21 protein-coding genes and 2 pseudogenes are annotated in these 17,571 nt (G+C 40.9%); 12 read left to right on the top strand and 11 right to left on the bottom strand.

Annotation, left to right across the window (positions count from 1 at the left end; translation table 11 throughout):
- The first annotated feature begins 41 nt into the window (after window positions 1-41).
- The 8 genes from ychF (at window position 42) to MKX38_RS20905 (ending at window position 5,206) form a co-directional block, all read left to right on the top strand.
- Window positions 42-1,142, top strand: coding sequence for a redox-regulated ATPase YchF (gene ychF, locus MKX38_RS20940; RefSeq protein ID WP_003242727.1), 1,101 nt, complete (start codon window positions 42-44; stop codon window positions 1,140-1,142).
- 110 nt (window positions 1,143-1,252) lie between these two features.
- Window positions 1,253-1,540 carry a 30S ribosomal protein S6 gene (gene rpsF / locus MKX38_RS20935; protein ID WP_003244064.1) on the top strand — a complete coding sequence of 96 codons (288 nt, stop codon included), beginning with the start codon at window positions 1,253-1,255 and terminating at the stop codon, window positions 1,538-1,540.
- A gap of 40 nt (window positions 1,541-1,580) precedes the next feature.
- Window positions 1,581-2,099, top strand: a complete 519-nt coding sequence (gene ssbA / locus MKX38_RS20930; protein ID WP_003219228.1) for a single-stranded DNA-binding protein SsbA — start codon at window positions 1,581-1,583, stop codon at window positions 2,097-2,099.
- 43 nt (window positions 2,100-2,142) lie between these two features.
- A complete protein-coding gene (gene rpsR, locus MKX38_RS20925) occupies window positions 2,143-2,382 on the top strand; it encodes a 30S ribosomal protein S18 (RefSeq protein ID WP_003219224.1) in 240 nt (79 codons plus the stop codon).
- 65 nt (window positions 2,383-2,447) lie between these two features.
- Window positions 2,448-3,206 carry an exodeoxyribonuclease III gene (gene xth, locus MKX38_RS20920; RefSeq protein ID WP_015250782.1) on the top strand — a complete coding sequence of 253 codons (759 nt, stop codon included), beginning with the start codon at window positions 2,448-2,450 and terminating at the stop codon, window positions 3,204-3,206.
- A 58-nt stretch (window positions 3,207-3,264) separates the two neighbouring features.
- The gene (ccpB, locus tag MKX38_RS20915; protein WP_015250783.1) at window positions 3,265-4,200 is read left to right on the top strand and encodes a transcriptional regulator CcpB; all 936 of its coding nucleotides are present in this window, start codon (window positions 3,265-3,267) and stop codon (window positions 4,198-4,200) included.
- A 55-nt stretch (window positions 4,201-4,255) separates the two neighbouring features.
- Window positions 4,256-4,636: a VOC family protein gene (locus MKX38_RS20910; RefSeq protein ID WP_339188254.1), complete on the top strand. Its 381-nt coding sequence runs from the start codon at window positions 4,256-4,258 to the stop codon at window positions 4,634-4,636.
- Window positions 4,637-4,651: 15 nt separating this feature from the next.
- Window positions 4,652-5,206, top strand: coding sequence for a sugar O-acetyltransferase (locus MKX38_RS20905; RefSeq protein ID WP_116315634.1), 555 nt, complete (start codon window positions 4,652-4,654; stop codon window positions 5,204-5,206).
- 33 nt (window positions 5,207-5,239) lie between these two features.
- Here MKX38_RS20905 and MKX38_RS20900 read toward each other — a convergent pair whose 3' ends face one another.
- On the bottom strand, window positions 5,240-6,595 hold the full coding sequence (locus MKX38_RS20900; RefSeq protein WP_125121016.1) for an MFS transporter: 1,356 nt from the start codon (window positions 6,593-6,595) through the stop codon (window positions 5,240-5,242).
- Window positions 6,596-6,821: 226 nt separating this feature from the next.
- Between MKX38_RS20900 and MKX38_RS20895 the strand changes: the two genes are divergently transcribed.
- Window positions 6,822-7,721: a type II CAAX endopeptidase family protein gene (locus MKX38_RS20895; RefSeq protein ID WP_339188251.1), complete on the top strand. Its 900-nt coding sequence runs from the start codon at window positions 6,822-6,824 to the stop codon at window positions 7,719-7,721.
- Here the strand turns inward: MKX38_RS20895 and MKX38_RS20890 are convergent.
- The 5 genes from MKX38_RS20890 to MKX38_RS20870 form a co-directional block, all read right to left on the bottom strand.
- Complete coding sequence (locus tag MKX38_RS20890; protein WP_339188249.1) at window positions 7,718-9,607, bottom strand: thioredoxin domain-containing protein; 1,890 nt, start codon at window positions 9,605-9,607, stop codon at window positions 7,718-7,720. The two genes, MKX38_RS20895 and MKX38_RS20890, sit on opposite strands and share 4 nt — an antisense overlap.
- A gap of 38 nt (window positions 9,608-9,645) precedes the next feature.
- The gene (locus tag MKX38_RS20885) at window positions 9,646-9,807 is read right to left on the bottom strand and encodes a DUF255 domain-containing protein (protein WP_077199439.1); all 162 of its coding nucleotides are present in this window, start codon (window positions 9,805-9,807) and stop codon (window positions 9,646-9,648) included.
- A gap of 71 nt (window positions 9,808-9,878) precedes the next feature.
- On the bottom strand, window positions 9,879-10,796 hold the full coding sequence (locus tag MKX38_RS20880; protein ID WP_029726092.1) for an EamA family transporter: 918 nt from the start codon (window positions 10,794-10,796) through the stop codon (window positions 9,879-9,881).
- Complete coding sequence (locus MKX38_RS20875) at window positions 10,793-11,209, bottom strand: MerR family transcriptional regulator (protein WP_050542590.1); 417 nt, start codon at window positions 11,207-11,209, stop codon at window positions 10,793-10,795. Before MKX38_RS20875 ends, MKX38_RS20880 begins: the two co-directional genes overlap by 4 nt.
- A 150-nt stretch (window positions 11,210-11,359) precedes the next feature.
- On the bottom strand, window positions 11,360-11,599 hold the full coding sequence (locus MKX38_RS20870) for a DUF255 domain-containing protein (RefSeq protein ID WP_003243894.1): 240 nt from the start codon (window positions 11,597-11,599) through the stop codon (window positions 11,360-11,362).
- Window positions 11,600-11,948: 349 nt separating this feature from the next.
- Between MKX38_RS20870 and tet(L) the strand changes: the two are divergent.
- Window positions 11,949-13,326, top strand: a pseudogene (gene tet(L), locus MKX38_RS20865) (tetracycline efflux MFS transporter Tet(L)).
- Between the two features lie 102 nt (window positions 13,327-13,428).
- On the opposite strand, the pseudogene MKX38_RS20860 reads toward tet(L), so the two are convergent.
- The 3 genes and pseudogenes from MKX38_RS20860 to MKX38_RS20850 form a co-directional block, all read right to left on the bottom strand.
- Window positions 13,429-13,579 (bottom strand): annotated as a pseudogene (locus MKX38_RS20860) (DUF255 domain-containing protein).
- Between the two features lie 258 nt (window positions 13,580-13,837).
- A complete protein-coding gene (locus tag MKX38_RS20855) occupies window positions 13,838-14,404 on the bottom strand; it encodes a dihydrofolate reductase family protein (protein ID WP_339188247.1) in 567 nt (188 codons plus the stop codon).
- 158 nt (window positions 14,405-14,562) lie between these two features.
- Window positions 14,563-14,919, bottom strand: coding sequence for an MmcQ/YjbR family DNA-binding protein (locus MKX38_RS20850; protein ID WP_086344547.1), 357 nt, complete (start codon window positions 14,917-14,919; stop codon window positions 14,563-14,565).
- A gap of 408 nt (window positions 14,920-15,327) precedes the next feature.
- On the opposite strand from MKX38_RS20850, the gene satA reads away from it, so the two are divergent.
- Window positions 15,328-15,849: a streptothricin N-acetyltransferase SatA gene (gene satA / locus MKX38_RS20845; protein ID WP_029318530.1), complete on the top strand. Its 522-nt coding sequence runs from the start codon at window positions 15,328-15,330 to the stop codon at window positions 15,847-15,849.
- Between the two features lie 67 nt (window positions 15,850-15,916).
- Here satA and MKX38_RS20840 read toward each other — a convergent pair whose 3' ends face one another.
- Together MKX38_RS20840 and MKX38_RS20835 are read right to left on the bottom strand one after the other, a co-directional pair.
- Window positions 15,917-16,519 (bottom strand): YitT family protein, encoded by a 603-nt coding sequence (locus MKX38_RS20840; RefSeq protein ID WP_003226872.1) that lies wholly within the window; start codon window positions 16,517-16,519, stop codon window positions 15,917-15,919.
- Entirely contained in the window at window positions 16,516-16,962 is a 447-nt protein-coding gene (locus tag MKX38_RS20835; protein ID WP_339188244.1) for a GNAT family N-acetyltransferase, read from the bottom strand. Before MKX38_RS20835 ends, MKX38_RS20840 begins: the two co-directional genes overlap by 4 nt.
- Window positions 16,963-17,081: 119 nt before the next feature.
- Here MKX38_RS20835 and MKX38_RS20830 point away from each other — a divergent pair, with 119 nt between their 5' ends.
- Window positions 17,082-17,534 (top strand): MarR family transcriptional regulator, encoded by a 453-nt coding sequence (locus tag MKX38_RS20830; RefSeq protein WP_003226875.1) that lies wholly within the window; start codon window positions 17,082-17,084, stop codon window positions 17,532-17,534.
- Window positions 17,535-17,571: the final 37 nt, after the last annotated feature.

Here is a 17,571-nt window from a genome sequence, read left to right as displayed (position 1 = left end):
ACGCTCATACAATGACGGTTTTATATAGAGGAGATGAAAGAATGGCTTTAACAGCTGGAATTGTTGGTTTGCCGAACGTCGGAAAATCAACACTATTTAACGCAATTACACAGGCCGGTGCCGAATCAGCCAACTACCCGTTCTGTACAATTGATCCGAACGTGGGAATTGTAGAGGTGCCGGATGATCGTCTGCAAAAGCTGACTGAGCTGGTCAACCCGAAGAAGACTGTGCCGACTGCTTTTGAATTCACTGATATTGCAGGGATTGTAAAGGGCGCATCTAAAGGAGAAGGACTCGGCAACAAGTTCCTATCTCATATTCGTCAAGTTGACGCGATTTGCCACGTTGTCCGTGCTTTTTCCGATGACAACATTACACACGTTTCCGGAAAGGTTGATCCGATTGATGACATTGAAACGATCAACCTTGAGCTGATCCTCGCTGATATGGAAACGGTTGAAAAGCGGATTACACGCGTCAGCAAGCTTGCGAAGCAAAAAGATAAAGACGCTGTATTTGAGTTTGAGATTTTATCTAAACTGAAAGAAGCGTTTGAGAGTGAAAAGCCTGCTCGATCTGTAGAATTCACTGAAGAGCAGCAAAAGCTTGTGAAGCAGCTCCATTTACTGACTTCGAAGCCTATTTTGTACGTGGCCAACGTAAGTGAAGATGAAGTTGCTGATCCATCTGGCAATGAAAATGTAGCGAAGATTCGCGAGTACGCTGCCGGCGAAAATGCAGAAGTTATCGTTGTGTGTGCAAAAATCGAATCTGAAATCGCTGAGCTTGAAGGCGAAGAAAAGCAAATGTTCTTGGAAGAGCTGGGCATTCAAGAATCAGGTCTTGATCAGCTGATCAAAGCGTCTTACTCTCTTCTCGGCCTCGCAACATATTTCACAGCCGGAGAACAGGAAGTCAGAGCTTGGACATTCAAAAAAGGCATGAAAGCCCCTGAGTGTGCAGGAATTATTCATAGTGACTTTGAGCGGGGCTTCATTCGTGCTGAGACAGTTGCTTATGAGGATCTTCTTGCGGGCGGCGGTATGGCAGGAGCTAAAGAGGCAGGAAAAGTCCGCCTTGAAGGGAAAGAATATGTGGTCCAAGACGGAGATGTTATTCATTTCCGATTTAATGTATAGGATGCAGTTGTAAAGGGACAAGAGCTTTGGTATAATATAAAATTGTGAGTAATAGAATTATTGCTCCTTGCCCATTATGGGCCGCTTAGTCCAAAAGGAGGTGCAAACAGATGAGAAAGTACGAAGTTATGTACATTATCCGCCCAAACATTGACGAAGAGTCTAAAAAAGCAGTTATCGAGCGTTTCAACAACGTTCTGACTTCTAACGGTGCGGAGATCACTGGAACAAAGGATTGGGGTAAACGTCGTCTTGCTTACGAAATCAACGATTTCCGCGACGGTTTCTACCAAATCGTAAACGTTCAATCTGACGCTGCGGCAGTTCAAGAATTTGACCGTCTAGCTAAGATCAGTGACGATATCATTCGCCACATTGTTGTTAAAGAAGAAGAATAAGCAATTTTGAAATATATAATGGTAAAAGGTGGTCTTTCTTATGCTTAACCGAGTTGTATTAGTCGGAAGACTGACAAAAGACCCAGAGCTTCGTTATACGCCAAACGGTGCGGCTGTTGCTACGTTTACTCTTGCTGTGAATCGTACATTTACGAACCAGTCCGGAGAACGTGAGGCCGATTTCATTAATTGTGTCACTTGGAGAAGACAAGCCGAAAACGTTGCAAACTTCTTGAAAAAAGGAAGCCTTGCAGGCGTAGATGGCCGTTTACAAACAAGAAACTATGAAAACCAGCAAGGACAGCGTGTCTTCGTGACAGAGGTCCAAGCTGAAAGTGTTCAATTTCTTGAGCCGAAAAACGGCGGCGGTTCTGGTTCAGGTGGATACAACGAAGGAAACAGCGGCGGAGGCCAGTACTTTGGCGGAGGCCAAAATGATAATCCATTTGGGGGAAATCAAAACAACCAGAGACGCAATCAGGGGAACAGCTTTAATGATGACCCATTTGCCAACGACGGCAAACCGATTGACATCTCGGATGATGATCTTCCATTCTAATGTGATTATCACCTAAAATGAAAAAGAAAGGAGGGAAATGACAATGGCAGGAGGACGCAGAGGCGGTCGTGCGAAACGCCGTAAAGTGTGTTATTTCACTTCTAACGGTATCACGCACATCGACTACAAAGATGTAGATCTTCTTAAAAAGTTTGTTTCTGAGCGCGGTAAAATTTTACCACGTCGTGTAACTGGAACAAACGCTAAATACCAACGTAAATTGACTGCAGCGATCAAACGCGCACGTCAAATGGCTTTACTTCCATACGTAAGCGGTGAGTAAGCTGATGCGTAAAGAGCAAGGACCTTCGGGTTCTTGCTCTTTTTTATAGGGGGGGAGGATGAAACATGAAGTTGATTTCATGGAATGTAAACGGCCTGCGGGCTGTGATGAGAAAAATGGATTTCCTCTCTTATTTGAAAGAAGAGGATGCAGATATTATATGTCTTCAGGAAACGAAGATACAGGACGGCCAGGTTGATCTCCAGCCTGAAGGCTATCATGTGTACTGGAATTATGCAGTGAAAAAAGGATATTCCGGCACAGCTGTTTTTTCTAAGCAAGAACCGCTGCAGGTCATCTACGGTATCGGAGTAGAAGAGCATGACCAAGAAGGCAGAGTGATTACGCTGGAATTTGAAAACGTGTTTGTGATGACTGTTTACACGCCCAATTCCAGAAGGGGATTAGAGCGGATTGATTACCGCATGCAATGGGAAGAGGCTTTACTGTCTTATATTCTTGAATTGGATCAGAAAAAACCAGTGATTTTATGCGGTGATTTGAATGTAGCCCATCAGGAGATTGATTTGAAAAATCCAAAGGCGAACCGGAATAACGCTGGATTTTCAGATCAAGAAAGAGAGGCATTCACTCGTTTCTTAGAAGCTGGCTTTGTTGATTCTTTCCGTCATGTTTATCCTGATCTTGAAGGCGCTTATTCCTGGTGGTCGTATCGTGCCGGCGCCCGGGACAGAAATATTGGATGGCGGATTGATTATTTTGTTGTTTCTGAAAGCCTTAAGGAACAGATTGAAGATGCCAGCATATCAGCGGACGTCATGGGTTCCGACCATTGTCCTGTTGAACTTATCATCAATATATGATGAGATAGCAGTAAGGATTTTACACTTACTGCTTTTTTTATATGAAAAGGAGAAAGAGATGGCAAATATAAAAGAGATCGCAAGGCTGGCAAATGTATCTGTTTCGACTGTCTCGCGTGTATTGAATCATCATCCTTATGTATCTGAAGAAAAGAGAAAGCTTGTTCATCAAGTCATGAAGGAATTGGATTATACACCAAATCGAACCGCAATCGATCTCATTCGCGGGAAAACCCATACAGTCGGTGTGATTCTGCCTTATAGCGATCATCCCTGCTTTGATAAAATCGTTAACGGAATCACCAAGGCGGCTTTTCAGCATGAGTATGCAACGACCCTTCTCCCCACCAATTATAACCCCGATATTGAAATCAAATATTTAGAGCTGTTAAGAACGAAGAAAATAGACGGTCTCATCATTACTTCCCGCGCCAATCATTGGGACAGCATTTTAGCTTATCAGGAATATGGGCCGGTCATCGCTTGTGAGGATACCGGAGACATTGATGTCCCTTGTGCTTTTAATGACAGAAAAGCTGCTTATGCAGAGAGCTTTCGCTATTTAAAGAGCCGCGGGCATGAGAATATTGCTTTTACGTGTGTCAGAGAAGCTGATAGGAGCCCGAGCACGGCTGATAAAGCTGCGGCCTATAAAGCTGTCTGCGGAAGGTTGGAAGACCGCCATATGCTGTCCGGATGCAACGATATGAATGATGGTGAGCTGGCAGCTGAACATTTTTATATGAGCGGGCGGGTTCCGACTGCTATTTATGCAAATAGTGATGAAGTGGCAGCTGGAATTCATCTATTTGCCAAAAAGAATAATTGGGATGTTGAAATCATAGGCGAGGGGAATACTTCTATCAGCCGTGTTCTTGGTTTTCCGTCGCTTGATTTGAACCTTGAGCAGCTCGGCATCGCAGCATTTTCTTTATTTTTGCAAGATGAACCCGCTGATATCAAAATTCAGCATAAATTTAAGAAAAAAGCTTGAACTGAAATGCATTTCATACCTTATAACTTCATTGAAGGCGAAGGAGGAGGAAGAAATGCAGATTGAACATACAGCGGTCTGGGTCAATGATTTAGAGCGAATGAAGTCTTTTTATGAAACGTATTTTAATGGCGAAGCGAATGATTTGTATCATAATGAGAAAAAAGATTTTAAGTCTTATTTTATTACGTTTGATTCCGGAGCAAGGCTGGAGATTATGAAAAAAGGGAATGTGACCGATCCGCCCTCACAAACAATGACAGGCTGGGCACATATTGCCTTTTCCGTTGGGAGTCGGGAGAAAGTTGACGAACTGACTGATCGATTGAAGGCGGATGGTTTCGCAGTAGTAAACGGCCCGAGGACAACAGGAGACGGCTACTATGAAAGTGTGATTGAGGATGATGGAGGAAATTTGATCGAGATTACAATCTGACATGGAGTGACTTAAATGCTGAGGACAGAAAAAGAAAAAATGGCAGCCGGAGAATTATACAATTCGGAAGATCAACAACTATTACTAGAACGCAAGCATGCGAGACAGCTGATTAGACAATATAACGAAACACTGGAAGATGATGCAGTGCGGACGAAGCTTTTGAAGGAGCTGCTCGGTTCGGTTGGGGATCAAGTCACCATTTTGCCGACATTCCGCTGTGATTATGGCTATCACATTCATATCGGAGATCATACATTTGTTAATTTTGACTGTGTCATTTTAGATGTGTGTGAGGTGCGTATCGGCCGTCATTGTTTGATTGCGCCAGGTGTACATATCTACACGGCCGGTCATCCTCTTGATCCGATCGAAAGGAAATCCGGGAAGGAGTTCGGTAAGCCTGTGACAATTGGAGATCAAGTTTGGATTGGAGGCCGGGCGGTGATTAACCCGGGAGTGACAATCGGTGATAACGCAGTGATTGCTTCTGGATCTGTTGTCACTAAGGATGTACCCGCTAATACTGTTGTAGGCGGAAACCCCGCGAGGATTTTGAAGCAATTGTAATGAGATCAGTGCGGCAGATCCGCACTGACTTTTTTAAATCTGTTTCGCATTCGTATTAGGACCAAAGAAGATTAACAGCAAGGAGCATGCGAGCCAGCAGCCCCCAATAAATAAGAAGACGCTGATATAGCCGAGCTGAACGGCAATAAATCCGACAAGCAATGAGCCAAAAATGTTTGAAAAACGGCCAAGACCATAGGCTAAACCGCTGCCAGACGAGCGGTATTCAGTCGGATAAGGTTCAGATGTATAGGCGTATAAGTTCGAGGTAAAGACCCGTTCTGTGATATTCACGATAAAACCAAATACAATGATCATGATGGGAATAAAAGTCATACCATATAAGAGCCCGGCGATGGCCGTCAGAAACGCACTCGCAGCTAAAATCCATTTTCTTTGAAATCTTTCGGAAATCATGGAGCCGAGCAGTGCACCAAGCGGAGCGCCGACGGAATGCAATACGTTATACCACAATGTATTTTCCATGGTGACGCCATTGCTTTTTAGCAGGCTTGGAACCCAGGAGGCAAATCCGTAAAACCCAAACGTTTCAAAAATCCATACAGCAGATAATACGATGGTGATTTTAAGGTTTCTGCCTTTCAATAAGCCTGCGTAACCTGCATGCTGCTTAACAGTTTCGCTTACTTTAGGCTGGGATGCTGCCGGAAGCGGGCCTTTCTCCTTTTCAACCTGTGCCTCAATTCGATTGAGGATCGCATCGGCTTTCGCATATTCCCCGCGATTTTCGTGCCAGCGAGGCGACTCTTCCAGCCGTCGAATAAAGAAAAAATAAATAAGGCCGACGGCACCCCATACAAATACTAGCCTCCATCCCCATGAACCAAGAGGAATGACAAAGGCAGACACAATGTTGGTGATCGGAACCCCGATCAATCCAATCATGGCACAAAAAGAAATATATTTTCCACGTACACTTGAAGGGAAAAATTCCGCCAAATAGCTATTCGTAATGACCATGGCGGCTGCAACGCCAAATCCGGTGAGAAAACGGAATGTCATTAAAGATGGAATGTCCCATGCCGCAGCATTGCATAGCGATGCGATTGAGAAAACAAAGACAAATAGATTTAAGGCTTTTTTGCGGCCGATTCGATCGGACAGCCGTCCGCCCAGTGAAGCGCCTAAAAACATGCCTAAAAACGAAGCAGCCGTTACGTTAGCAATAGTTGAAAGCGGGATGCCCCAATGCTCGATCAGTGCCGGCGCTACATTGCTGAGGGTAAATAAATCTGCGAGATCAAAGAAATAAACAATGCCGAGAGCGGTTAACACTTGGAAATGAACGCGTGAAATCGGAAGGCGGTCTAAACGATTCGCTACGTTTGAGAAAGGATGTGTATTCTTTTGTTTGAAGATCGTATTCATAAAAAACCCCCTTTTGAGTAGTAAGAAAAGACTGAAAATTCCCCTCTTGGGACTATTATAAGTATCTTGGTTCATTGGCAACAGAGTTCAAATCACTAGATGGAAGAACTAAATTCACACTTTATATTTTAATTTTGCTTAAAAGATTTCCAAAACAGTAGATTCATAGACCAATTTATGCAAATATATAGTAATATTCTCATTGAAAGGAAGAGACATAGAAGGAATGAATTCATTTATCCGTCCTATAGAAGGAAACAATACGTTGTGGAGATATTTTTTCGCTTTTTTGGTGATGGTAGGGTTATATGTATTCGGGAATATAGCTTACCTTTTCGCTATACTGTTCACGGTTATTGTGAATCCCAATATCACGTTTGATTTGGATGAAGCTGTGCTGAGTGATCCTCTCGTAGATCTTTATTTGTCCCATGTGATTTATTTATTCGCCATTCCGGGAGTTTGGCTGGCTGTGCGCTTTATTTTGAAGCGGCCTTTCCGAACTGTGATTACACCAAATTCAAAGATGAATTGGCGGAGAATTTCCTTTGGTTTTATTGCTTATTTCTTGCTGATGATCGCCGTACAATTGATTGATTTTGCGATTCATCCTGATAGCTATTCAATGCAAGAGTTTAATGCATCACGATTTATCTGGCTGCTAGCGGGTGCCCTCATTTTGGTTCCGATTCAGACATCAGCTGAGGAACTGTTTTTCAGGGGATTTTTGCTTCAAGCTTTCGGGAGATTGATGAAAAATCCTTTATTTTTGACACTGATTGTCGGAGGATTGTTTGGCGTATTGCATTTTGCGAATCCAGAAATGAACAATGGCGCTGTCTGGGCAGGAATTGAGTATTTAACATTTGGTTTTGTGTGGACCTATTACACGATTAAAACTGGAAGCATCGAAATATCACTTGGCGCCCATGCCGCGAATAATATGTTTTTATGTATGTTTATTACAGAAAAAAACAGTGTGTATGGAGGAATTCCTTCTCTGTTTACGGTTACGCGGGGGAACCCGATGTGGGAGGCTTTCTTTACGATAGCGGTCAACCTTGTGTTTGCGGGGATCGCTTTATGGTACCATAAGAAATCAAAAAGTAAGCAGCAAGGGTCTTAATCCCTGCTGCTTATTAACATTTGGATGGCTTCTTCGATATTCGTTGTCGGCTGCTGGCAGGCGAAGTTTTCACAAATATACACGGTTGTTTTGCCGTCTATGATGCGGTAGTCTGCTGCAAATGGCGCAATGTCTTTGCATTGCTCGGGCTGCTCTGCCACCAGAATGGAGTGGTTAGGCTTAAAGGCTTTTTGAAGCTCCGTTATGATTTGTTTTCTGGCTGGATCGTCTGCACTTCCAAAAATCACGATTTCTTTCTTAGGCATCAGATGCCTTAACACACTTTGCATAAAGAAAGCATGGCCGCTCGGATACGCGTCGATGTCTGGCTTGAACACGGAAAACATCGTTTCTGCTTTTTCAATTAGTGATAAGTCGCCTGTGACTTGTCCAAGACGAAGCAGCTGAACGGCTGCCACACTGTTTCCGGAAGGCACGGCGCCGTCGTACACTTCTTTTTCCCGTACGATTAAGGCTTCTGCATCATGCCCGGAAAAATAGAATCCGCCATGCTCCTCATCCCAAAATAAGCTGATCATATCGTCTGTCAGTTTCTTCGCTTTTTGTAAATAAGAAAGATCAAACGAAGCTTCATAGAGATCCAGATAAGCCCATAGGAGAAAAGCGTAATCGTCGATAAAGCCTTTGTTTTTCACTTCGCCATCACGATATCGGACCATCACACGGCCGTCGATGATTAATTTGTTTTCAATAAATGTGATGGCGTCTTTCGCTAGGCTGAGATATTTCGGCTCCTGGTATACCTTTGCCGCTTTCGCAAGACCCGCGATCATCAGCGCGTTCCATGAGGTGAGCACTTTATCATCGACATGCGGATAGGTTCTTTCCTCGCGTGTCTTCAAGAGCTGCTGTCTTGCGTCTTCGAGTTTGAGACTGAGCTCTTTTTCGGTTAACCCGGCATCCGCTTGGATTTGTTCCCACTTTGTGTGAATGAGGTTAGGAATATTTTTGCCTTCAAAGTTTCCTTCTTCAGTGATGTCATACACTTGGCAATACAGCGTTCCGAGATCGTCCCCGAGCGTTTTCAGAATCTCTTCCTTTGACCACACGTAGTACTTTCCTTCTTCTCCTTCTGTATCCGCGTCTAAAGCAGAGAAAAAGCTTCCGTCTTCATGAGTCATTTCCCTCTGAATGAACGTAATGATCTGCTCACAAATCTCTTTATAGCGGCTGTTTTGCGTGACCTGATAGGCTTCTGTATAAGCAGTCAGCAGCAGCGCATTGTCGTACAGCATTTTTTCAAAGTGGGGAACGAGCCACTCGTCATCGGTCGAATAGCGGGCGAACCCATAGCCGATATGATCGTAAATGCCGCCATTCGCCATGCTGTCCAGCGTTTTCGTCACGTTGTATAAAGCGTTATCCTGCCCCGTATTGTGATGATAACGAAGCAAATACATCAGCATATGGGGCATCGGAAATTTCGGTGCCTGCCCGAAACCGCCGTAGATCGTATCAAACCCGCTGGCAAGCTGCTGGAATGTCCGGGAAATCGCTGACTCGCTAAGGCCTTCGCCTGATTTGGCGGCTGTTTTGGTCTGCAAATGTTTAGCGGCGTTCTCCGCAATATCCTCGACATGCTCACGGTCGTTCGCAAACGTCTCAGACAGATGCTCAAGCACATCAACAAAACCGGGACGATTGAATTTGCTCGTCTTTGGAAAATATGTACCCGCGTAAAACGGCTTTTGATCAGGCGTAATAAATACATTCAGCGGCCAGCCGCCCTGCCCGGTCATCAGCTGGCAGATTCTCATATAAACAGAATCCACATCAGGTCGCTCTTCCCGGTCGACTTTAATCGCCACAAACCGTTCATTGAGAAGACGCGCGATTTCTTCGTCTTCAAAGCTTTCGTGAGCCATCACGTGGCACCAATGACATGTGCGTGTAGCTACCCGAGCTAGCTATACCCAATAGATACGAGAACAGGCTTGTTTTCGCGTTTCGCTTTTTCAAATGCTTCTTCTCCCCAAGGGAACCAGTTCACAGGGTTATGAGCATGTTGAAGTAAATAAGGAGACTTCTCAGCGATTAATCTATTGGGCTTATTGTTAGTGGGCATTGGATCACCTTCTTTCTATAATTAGTGTATATTTAACTTAACACATTTTCTCAAAAATAATCCCTATTTCTTTATATAGCTGACTGTTCTTTAGTATTGTACTTAGGAATACGTATTACCCCCGAAGCGGTTAAAACGCCTAATATAACTAACACAGCCCCAATAACTTGAAATACCTTTATCGGTGTTCCAATTGCAAATGAAATAATCATCGTTACAACGGGAACAAGGTTGAAAAATAAAGATGTTTTACTAGCCCCAATCTCTTTAATCCCCTGATTCCACCATAGGTAACCCAAAACACTTGTAAAGAAAGCCATAAAAGCAATTGCCCCCCAAACTCCAATCGGGATGTTCGATAAAGAAACAGGTTTGGATGTAAATAAGGAAACTACTATTAAACTAACAGCACCAATAACCATCGTATAAGTGGTTGTAGATAGCGGTGTACCATCCTTTACAAACCGACGTCCAAGTACGCCATAAAGTGCCCAACAAACGTTACCTGTAAAGATTATTAAGTCTCCTCCTGAAATTGATAAGGTTTTAATGGTTTCGATAGAACCTTGTGTAATGACTAACAATACACCGATGAATGCAAAGAATATGCCGAGTACTTGTTTTTTTGTCATGTTGTCCTTTAAGATAATTCGAGCGAGAATTGCTGTTAATAAAGGATTCAGCCCCATTATTAATGCTCCGTTAACGGGAGATGTATATTTTAAACCAACAAAAAACAAGGCATTAAATCCAAAGATTCCTATAATTCCAAGAACAATGTATGAAACGGCGTTTTTCCGTAATTGACTCTTCTTTATACCTTCAGTAAAAATCAAAATGATGAGCATCACTGCAGCCGCTAAACCGAAACGCCATGCCGCAGAAGACGATGGAGAAAAATATCCAACTGTATATTTTGCAAGATTAAAAGTAGCTCCCGTGAAAATAGAGAAGCCAAGTAACATTATGTATATATTTAAATGTTTCATTTGTTTTCCACTTCCTCTTTCAAAATTGAAAAATATGTATCCAGTTTTCCTTTTGTAGTAGAAATCACTTCTTCCAGCTCCCTTTTTTTAATTTCCATTTTCTCTAAGTGCTTGGTTAAAATCTCAATACGTTTATTTATAGATGGGGAGAGTTGTGCCGATTTAACATCCGAATTGATTTTTTCCAAAATGCATCCGTCTTTGACAAACTCATTAATATCCTCCAAAGACATACCTGTTTCCTTTAAACTTTTCAGGAATAACATGAACTGAATATCAGTCTCCGTATAAAAACGCCTTCCACTGTTTTTTCGTTTTGGTGGTGGAAGTAACCCAATCTTTTCGTAATATCTTAATGTATACGAACTAATACTAGTCTTCTCAGCAGCTTTACTAATGGAATACAACAACATCATCCCTCTCATTTAATTAAAGTTAGTTTACAATTTAGAGTTAACTCTAAGTCAAGCAAATAAAAAAACCTGCTACCGCGTGGTTACGGATTACAGGTTTTAGAAAATGAATGAAATAAAAGGTAGACTGTATTGTTTGAACAAATAGTATTATCGTTTAAAATGGCTTCTGTTATCTTTTAATGGAGTTCCACACGATTTGATTATCCCAGGCCACCAATGACAAGTCGTCGAATAACCGATGCTGACCAGAACCGGCTTGTTTTCGCGTTTTGCTTTTGCAAATGCTTCTTCTCCCCACGGGAACCAGTCCACAGGGTTGTGGGCGTGTTGGAGTAAATAAGGAGACTTTTCAGCGATTAATCTATTGGGTTTACTTTTATTTGGCATGGGATCACCTTCTTCCTAAGTTGGTTATATTCAGGTTACCACAGTTATCCTAAACAAATACAATAACTGACTGCTTATCGATAATTGTGATGTGAAAATATAAACTAATGTTTCATTTTGCCACTTGAGATAAATGCGAATAACGTTTTTCCTTGTTTCGCAATCTCTTCAAATTTTTATAAAAAAAAGTAAAAGTTTAAACCTTAGTCTATATATAATAAGATCATATCAATCAAATGTAGGGGGAGTTATTATGAAGTGCAATAAAATGAACAGGGTACAATTAAAAGAGGGAAGCGTATCAATGGCCCTATAAACTGCGTCTGCCCTCATTAATGGAGGGGAAATTGTGAATACGTCTTATTCACAGTCAACTTTACGGCACAATCAAGTTTTGATTTGGCTTTGTGTTCTATCATTTTTCAGCGTATTAAATGAAATGGTTCTGAACGTCTCATTACCTGATATTGCCAACGAGTTTAATAAACTGCCAGCAAGTGCAAACTGGGTGAATACTGCCTTTATGTTAACCTTCTCCATTGGAACAGCTCTATATGGAAAGTTATCGGATCAGCTGGGCATTAAAAAGCTGCTTCTATTTGGGATTATGGTAAATGGCTTTGGGTCGATCATTGGATTTGTTGGACACTCTTTCTTTTCTATACTCATTCTAGCCCGGTTTATTCAAGGGATTGGTGCAGCCGCATTCCCAGCTCTTGTGATGGTTGTCGTTGCGCGCTATATTCCAAAAGAGAACAGGGGGAAAGCATTTGGCCTGATCGGGTCCCTGGTAGCAATGGGAGAAGGTGTTGGGCCAGCTATTGGCGGAATGGTTGCTCATTATATCCATTGGTCGTATTTGCTGCTTATTCCAACTGCAACAATTATCACCGTTCCATTCCTTATAAAATTGTTGAAAAAGGAAGAGAGAATAAGAGGACACATTGATATGGCAGGGATTATATTGATGTCTGCAGGTATCGTATTTTTTATGCTGTTTACAACATCTTATAGATTTTCTTTTCTGATCATCAGTATTCTTGCTTTCTTCATATTTGTAAAACACATTAGGAAAGCTCAGGACCCTTTTGTTGACCCTGAATTAAGGGAAAAACGTCTTTTTTGTGATTGGAACCCTTTGCGGAGGACTAATATTTGGTACAGCAGCAGGATTTGTCTCTATGGTTCCTTACATGATGAAAGATGTTCACCATTTAAGTACTACAGCAATTGGAAGCGGCATTATTTTCCCCGGAACAATGAGTGTCATCATCTTTGGTTACATTGGGGGATTGCTTGTTGATCGGAAAGGTTCCTTGTATGTACTAACTATTGGAAGTGCATTGCTTTCTTCGGGCTTTTTAATCGCTGCCTTTTTTATAGATGCAGCACCATGGATCATGACAATTATAGTAATTTTTGTTTTTGGAGGGCTATCTTTCACAAAAACAGTTATATCTACAGTTGTGTCTAGCGGTTTGAAAGAAAAGGAAGCGGGCGCTGGAATGAGTTTGCTTAATTTCACGAGCTTTTTATCAGAGGGAACGGGTATTGCGATTGTAGGCGGTTTATTATCTATCGGCTTCCTAGACCATAGGCTGCTGCCTATTGACGTTGATCACTCTACCTATTTGTATAGCAATATGCTCATACTTTTTGCAGGAACCATTGTTATTTGTTGGCTAGTAATCTTGAATGTATATAAACGTTCGCGGAGGCATCGCTAAATGAGTGAAAGGGTCAATCTTGTGAAAGTAATCCAAGGTTGATCCTTTTTTGTAAAATGAATAAACATGGCATCAATAGCATGTTCTTTAGATTAGCCATCGTTAGCTATACCCCATAGATACGAGAACAGGCTTGTTTTCGCGTTTCGCTTTTTCATATGATTCTTCTCCCCAAGGGAACCAGTCCACAGGGTTATGAGCATGTTGAAGTAAAATAAGTAGACTTCTCAGCGATTAATTCTATTGGATTTATTGTTAGTGGGCATAGGATCACCTCTTAGCCGATTTACTTAAAAGAGGGAGAATGAAATATACTATAATGTTTAATTATGTTAATGTGTCCTTTCCAGTCTTCTTTTCTTTTAATACAAGAGAATGGATATTTTTAGCTCTGTTAAAGTTGATAATTCAATAGTATTAAGGGGAACCCATTGGAGTCCCCTTTAGTTCAATAAGAAAAATAACTGTCGAGTGTTACCTTACAATGTATATTTTGGAGGGAAAGATTTTTTTAGCCATTCCAATGATAAACGATTTGCACAACGCCAGAGGAAAATGTTCTTGTATTCACCATTTTTAAATTTATCCTCTGTTTTACATCAATAAACAACGGTTTTCCTTCTCCCAAAACAACAGGGTGAATAGATAATCTAAATTCATCAACAAGCCCCAAATTTATAAAAGTTGTAATGAGACTCGCTCCACCATATAGCCAGATGTCTTTGCCAGACTTTTTCTTCAATTTATTTACTTCTTCAAGAATATTATCATTTATAAATATGGCTTGATTATCAATCTCATTTTGTGTTCTGGAAAAAACATATTTCTTTTTACTATGAACCAATTTCCAAATTTCCTTTTCTGTATCAGGGTCTTCATTTTTTGGAATATATTGTCCCCATAAATCGTAGCTTTTTCTGCCATATAAAATAGTATCAATTTGATTTAAGAAATCAGTAAACCCCATATCAGGGTCCATAATGCACCAATCAACTTCTCCATTTTTCCCTTCAATAAAACCATCTAAAGTAACTGCTAAATCTAAAATGATTTTTCTCTGTTTTAAGTTATTTGTCATAACTATTCATCCTTTTCCATAAGAAGTTGGTAGAAATTCTTCTCCCACTCACACACCAGATCGACTAAGTTGCGTTTATGGACAAAGTGAAGAACAATATCTAAAATGAAAGTGCCCACTACTCTCCGCAGCTCGATTAGCAGGAACACTCTTTATCTTCACTTGGTTAAATGAAAGCTCTGCTCGATTAAGTTATAGATTTCGCCTTCTGGATCTGTCCGTTCTAAAACAATTGAAATCCAATGTTCCTTATCCATATGATATCCGGGTAAGATATTTTCCCCGTTTCTTAAGCTATCACTTATGTCAGGGGGACATTTTAGATTTAGAATATCTATTTCGCCATGACCATCCAAGCCTAATTTTTCTGGGAGAACATTCATGATAAGACCGTACCATTTTTTGTTTGATGTATGTCTCAAAGAAGCATAGTTTGGGTATTTCTCCCACGGGTAATCAGGCGATGTACCGTATTTTTCTTTGACGTGTTTAAAGATATCTTCTCTTGTTAACATACTCAATCACTCCTTTATTCACTCTACTTTCTTCTTGAAAAAATCAAAGAGCGATCCTTGGTTGTCCTTTGGATACTTCAATAGAGATGTCACCAATGGCAGAAGCTGTGTCAAAGCTTCCTCTCTCCACGGATACTAGCCAACAGGGTTGTGGGCGAGTTGAAGGAAGTATGATATTTCTCATTGAGTTTATTGTTAGTGGGCATAGGTTCATCTTCTTTTCTCTTGTTTCTATTCCTTTTTACTGTACCACAAGCCTCTGTTGAAATACCCCATTAAGACAGTGAAATAGAAAAATCGCTATATATAAAAGGTAATGGATGCTGTTCTTTTAAAGAGTGCCCTTTTGGAAGCTGTTATTGATCGAAACGAGTATGCTAATATAATCTCGTTTAGGAGGGGATTGATATGATCAAGAAAATGGCTCAAATGAATTTGAAAGATTTCAATAAACCAAATGAACCTTTCGTTGTTTTTGGGAGAATGATACCTGCTTTTGAAAACGGTGTTTGGACATATACTGAGGAACGATTTTCTGAATCTTATTTTAAACAATATGAAGATGATGAAATGGATGTTAGTTATATTGAAGGTGAAGGAAAGGTTGTTTTTTTATATTATGTTGAAAACAACTGCATCGGCCGGATTAAGATTCGTTCTAACTGGAATGGGTATGCACTAATAGAGGACATTGCCGTTGCAAAAGACTATAGACAAAAAGGCGTTGGAACAGCATTATTACATAAAGCGATTGAGTGGGCAAAGGAGAATCGCTTTTGTGGTCTTATGCTTGAAACACAAGATATTAATGTTTCAGCTTGTCGTTTTTATGCCAAACATCACTTTATAATAGGTGCAGTTGATACGATGCTTTATTCCAACCTTCCAACAGCAAATGAAATTGCGATTTTTTGGTACTATAAATTTTAATTTATCATAAAATTATTGAACGAAACGTAGCTTGTTTTGCGTTTCGTTTTTTCAAAGAAGAGGTTTTTTAACCCCTTCTTTTTTTTGATAAGAATTGTTTTTCCACAATAGGCATAAAAACGTGAAGGATCATTCCTCCCAAACAGACGGTTAATAGGGTTCCGATGCCGATAGGGCCTTTAAAGATGATGGCTAATACTAAGAAAAGAGCGTATACCAATGTTCTTGAAAACAAGATTGTTCTTTTGGAGAGATCTCGGATAATAAGTGTTAAATGATCGATGGGTGTTGATGCGAATTTCGTCTGAAGATAGATGGCTGTTCCAAGACCGATGAGCATCAAACCAATTCCGAAACAAATCAGTTTGCTTAACAACGCATTTAGATAGATGGTGTTTTTTACAACAAACAACCATAGGTCAATGCCTATTCCAGTAATGAATGCTGTAATTAAGCCTAGCAAAATAGGTTTTTTTCTCGTTAATATAGCGTTGCAGATTAAGAGGATCACAGAAATAAGGACCTCCCAGCTCCCTACGGTAAGACCGATTTCTTTTGACAGACCAACCAAAAGGGCATCGAAGGGTGATGTGCCCAGTCCTGATTGTATGGTTAAGGAAATGCCCAAACTTAATATGAGTATGCCTAATCCGTAAAAAATATATTTCATGTTATATTCCGCGATATGTCTTTTGTCATCAAGACATGAGGGATGCCGTCTTCCATAAATTCCTGTGAAGAAATCTGGTAGCCCAGTTTTTGATAAAAGCCTGCTGCTTGTGTTTGACCATGCAGCTTACATGCAGTCAGTCCTTTTTCTTTTATGATTTCTTCTAACCAGCTTACGATGACTTTCCCCAATCCATACTTACGGTAAGGTTTTAGGATGCAGATTCTTTCCAGCTTTGCTGTATGGTCAACGATGCGCACACGGCCCGTGCCGACAGGCTGATTCTCATGATATACCAAGACATGCTGGCATTGTTTCTGGAGCGTATCAAATTCATCGAACTCTTCGGATTCCGATACATGTTGCTCCTCAATGAAAACCGTCTTTCTAATATTCAAAGCTTCATGTAAATCAGCTTCAGTTGTTATTCTTTTTATATTCATTATGAATCAATCCTTTTCTGATATTAGTCTGGACTGTACAGCATGCATGTGGTCTTATAATAGTAAGGTTAAAACATTTTTGTTGTAATTGCAACAAAAATACGTGAGGGGTTTTAGGAATGAATGATATTTTGCGTGAGATCGGCATGATAGCAAGAGCGTTGGATTCCATAAGCAACATCGAATTTAAAGATTTGGACTTAACAAGAGGGCAGTATCTCTATCTCGTACGTATATACGAAAATCCGGGAATTATTCAAGAAAAATTGGCGGAAATGATAAAGGTGGACCGGACAACGGCCGCGCGGGCCATTAAGAAGCTGGAAATGCAGGGATTTATTCAAAAACTGCCAGATGAGCAAAATAAAAAAATAAAAAAACTGTTCCCGACTGAGAAAGGGAAAAAGGTATATCCATTGTTAAGAAGAGAAGGAGAACATTCCACGGAAGTGGCCTTGTCCGGTTTTACTTCAGAGGAAAAGGAAACCATTTCTGCACTCCTTCATAGAGTGAGGAAGAATATAGAACGTGATTGGGAATATGTGAAGAAGGGGAACAAAAGGGATTATTAATGGACAATGTTAACAAGTCGAGCTGATCTGGCGAAAA

Source organism: Bacillus sp. FSL M8-0025 (assembly GCF_037975475.1).
Lineage (GTDB): Bacteria > Bacillota > Bacilli > Bacillales > Bacillaceae > Bacillus > Bacillus subtilis.
Note: the sequence above shows the minus strand (reverse complement) of the source record. Positions and strands in the feature narration are given on the sequence as shown.

Coding starts and splice junctions, on each gene's coding strand:
- ychF (WP_003242727.1), top strand. CDS start 42: ATGGCTTTAACAGCTGGAATTGTTGGTTTGCCGAACGTCGGAAAATCA.
- rpsF (WP_003244064.1), top strand. CDS start 1,253: ATGAGAAAGTACGAAGTTATGTACATTATCCGCCCAAACATTGACGAA.
- ssbA (WP_003219228.1), top strand. CDS start 1,581: ATGCTTAACCGAGTTGTATTAGTCGGAAGACTGACAAAAGACCCAGAG.
- rpsR (WP_003219224.1), top strand. CDS start 2,143: ATGGCAGGAGGACGCAGAGGCGGTCGTGCGAAACGCCGTAAAGTGTGT.
- xth (WP_015250782.1), top strand. CDS start 2,448: ATGAAGTTGATTTCATGGAATGTAAACGGCCTGCGGGCTGTGATGAGA.
- ccpB (WP_015250783.1), top strand. CDS start 3,265: ATGGCAAATATAAAAGAGATCGCAAGGCTGGCAAATGTATCTGTTTCG.
- MKX38_RS20910 (WP_339188254.1), top strand. CDS start 4,256: ATGCAGATTGAACATACAGCGGTCTGGGTCAATGATTTAGAGCGAATG.
- MKX38_RS20905 (WP_116315634.1), top strand. CDS start 4,652: ATGCTGAGGACAGAAAAAGAAAAAATGGCAGCCGGAGAATTATACAAT.
- MKX38_RS20900 (WP_125121016.1), bottom strand. CDS start 6,595: ATGAATACGATCTTCAAACAAAAGAATACACATCCTTTCTCAAACGTA.
- MKX38_RS20895 (WP_339188251.1), top strand. CDS start 6,822: ATGAATTCATTTATCCGTCCTATAGAAGGAAACAATACGTTGTGGAGA.
- MKX38_RS20890 (WP_339188249.1), bottom strand. CDS start 9,607: ATGGCTCACGAAAGCTTTGAAGACGAAGAAATCGCGCGTCTTCTCAAT.
- MKX38_RS20885 (WP_077199439.1), bottom strand. CDS start 9,807: ATGCCCACTAACAATAAGCCCAATAGATTAATCGCTGAGAAGTCTCCT.
- MKX38_RS20880 (WP_029726092.1), bottom strand. CDS start 10,796: ATGAAACATTTAAATATATACATAATGTTACTTGGCTTCTCTATTTTC.
- MKX38_RS20875 (WP_050542590.1), bottom strand. CDS start 11,209: ATGTTGTTGTATTCCATTAGTAAAGCTGCTGAGAAGACTAGTATTAGT.
- MKX38_RS20870 (WP_003243894.1), bottom strand. CDS start 11,599: ATGCCAAATAAAAGTAAACCCAATAGATTAATCGCTGAAAAGTCTCCT.
- MKX38_RS20855 (WP_339188247.1), bottom strand. CDS start 14,404: ATGACAAATAACTTAAAACAGAGAAAAATCATTTTAGATTTAGCAGTT.
- MKX38_RS20850 (WP_086344547.1), bottom strand. CDS start 14,919: ATGTTAACAAGAGAAGATATCTTTAAACACGTCAAAGAAAAATACGGT.
- satA (WP_029318530.1), top strand. CDS start 15,328: ATGATCAAGAAAATGGCTCAAATGAATTTGAAAGATTTCAATAAACCA.
- MKX38_RS20840 (WP_003226872.1), bottom strand. CDS start 16,519: ATGAAATATATTTTTTACGGATTAGGCATACTCATATTAAGTTTGGGC.
- MKX38_RS20835 (WP_339188244.1), bottom strand. CDS start 16,962: ATGAATATAAAAAGAATAACAACTGAAGCTGATTTACATGAAGCTTTG.
- MKX38_RS20830 (WP_003226875.1), top strand. CDS start 17,082: ATGAATGATATTTTGCGTGAGATCGGCATGATAGCAAGAGCGTTGGAT.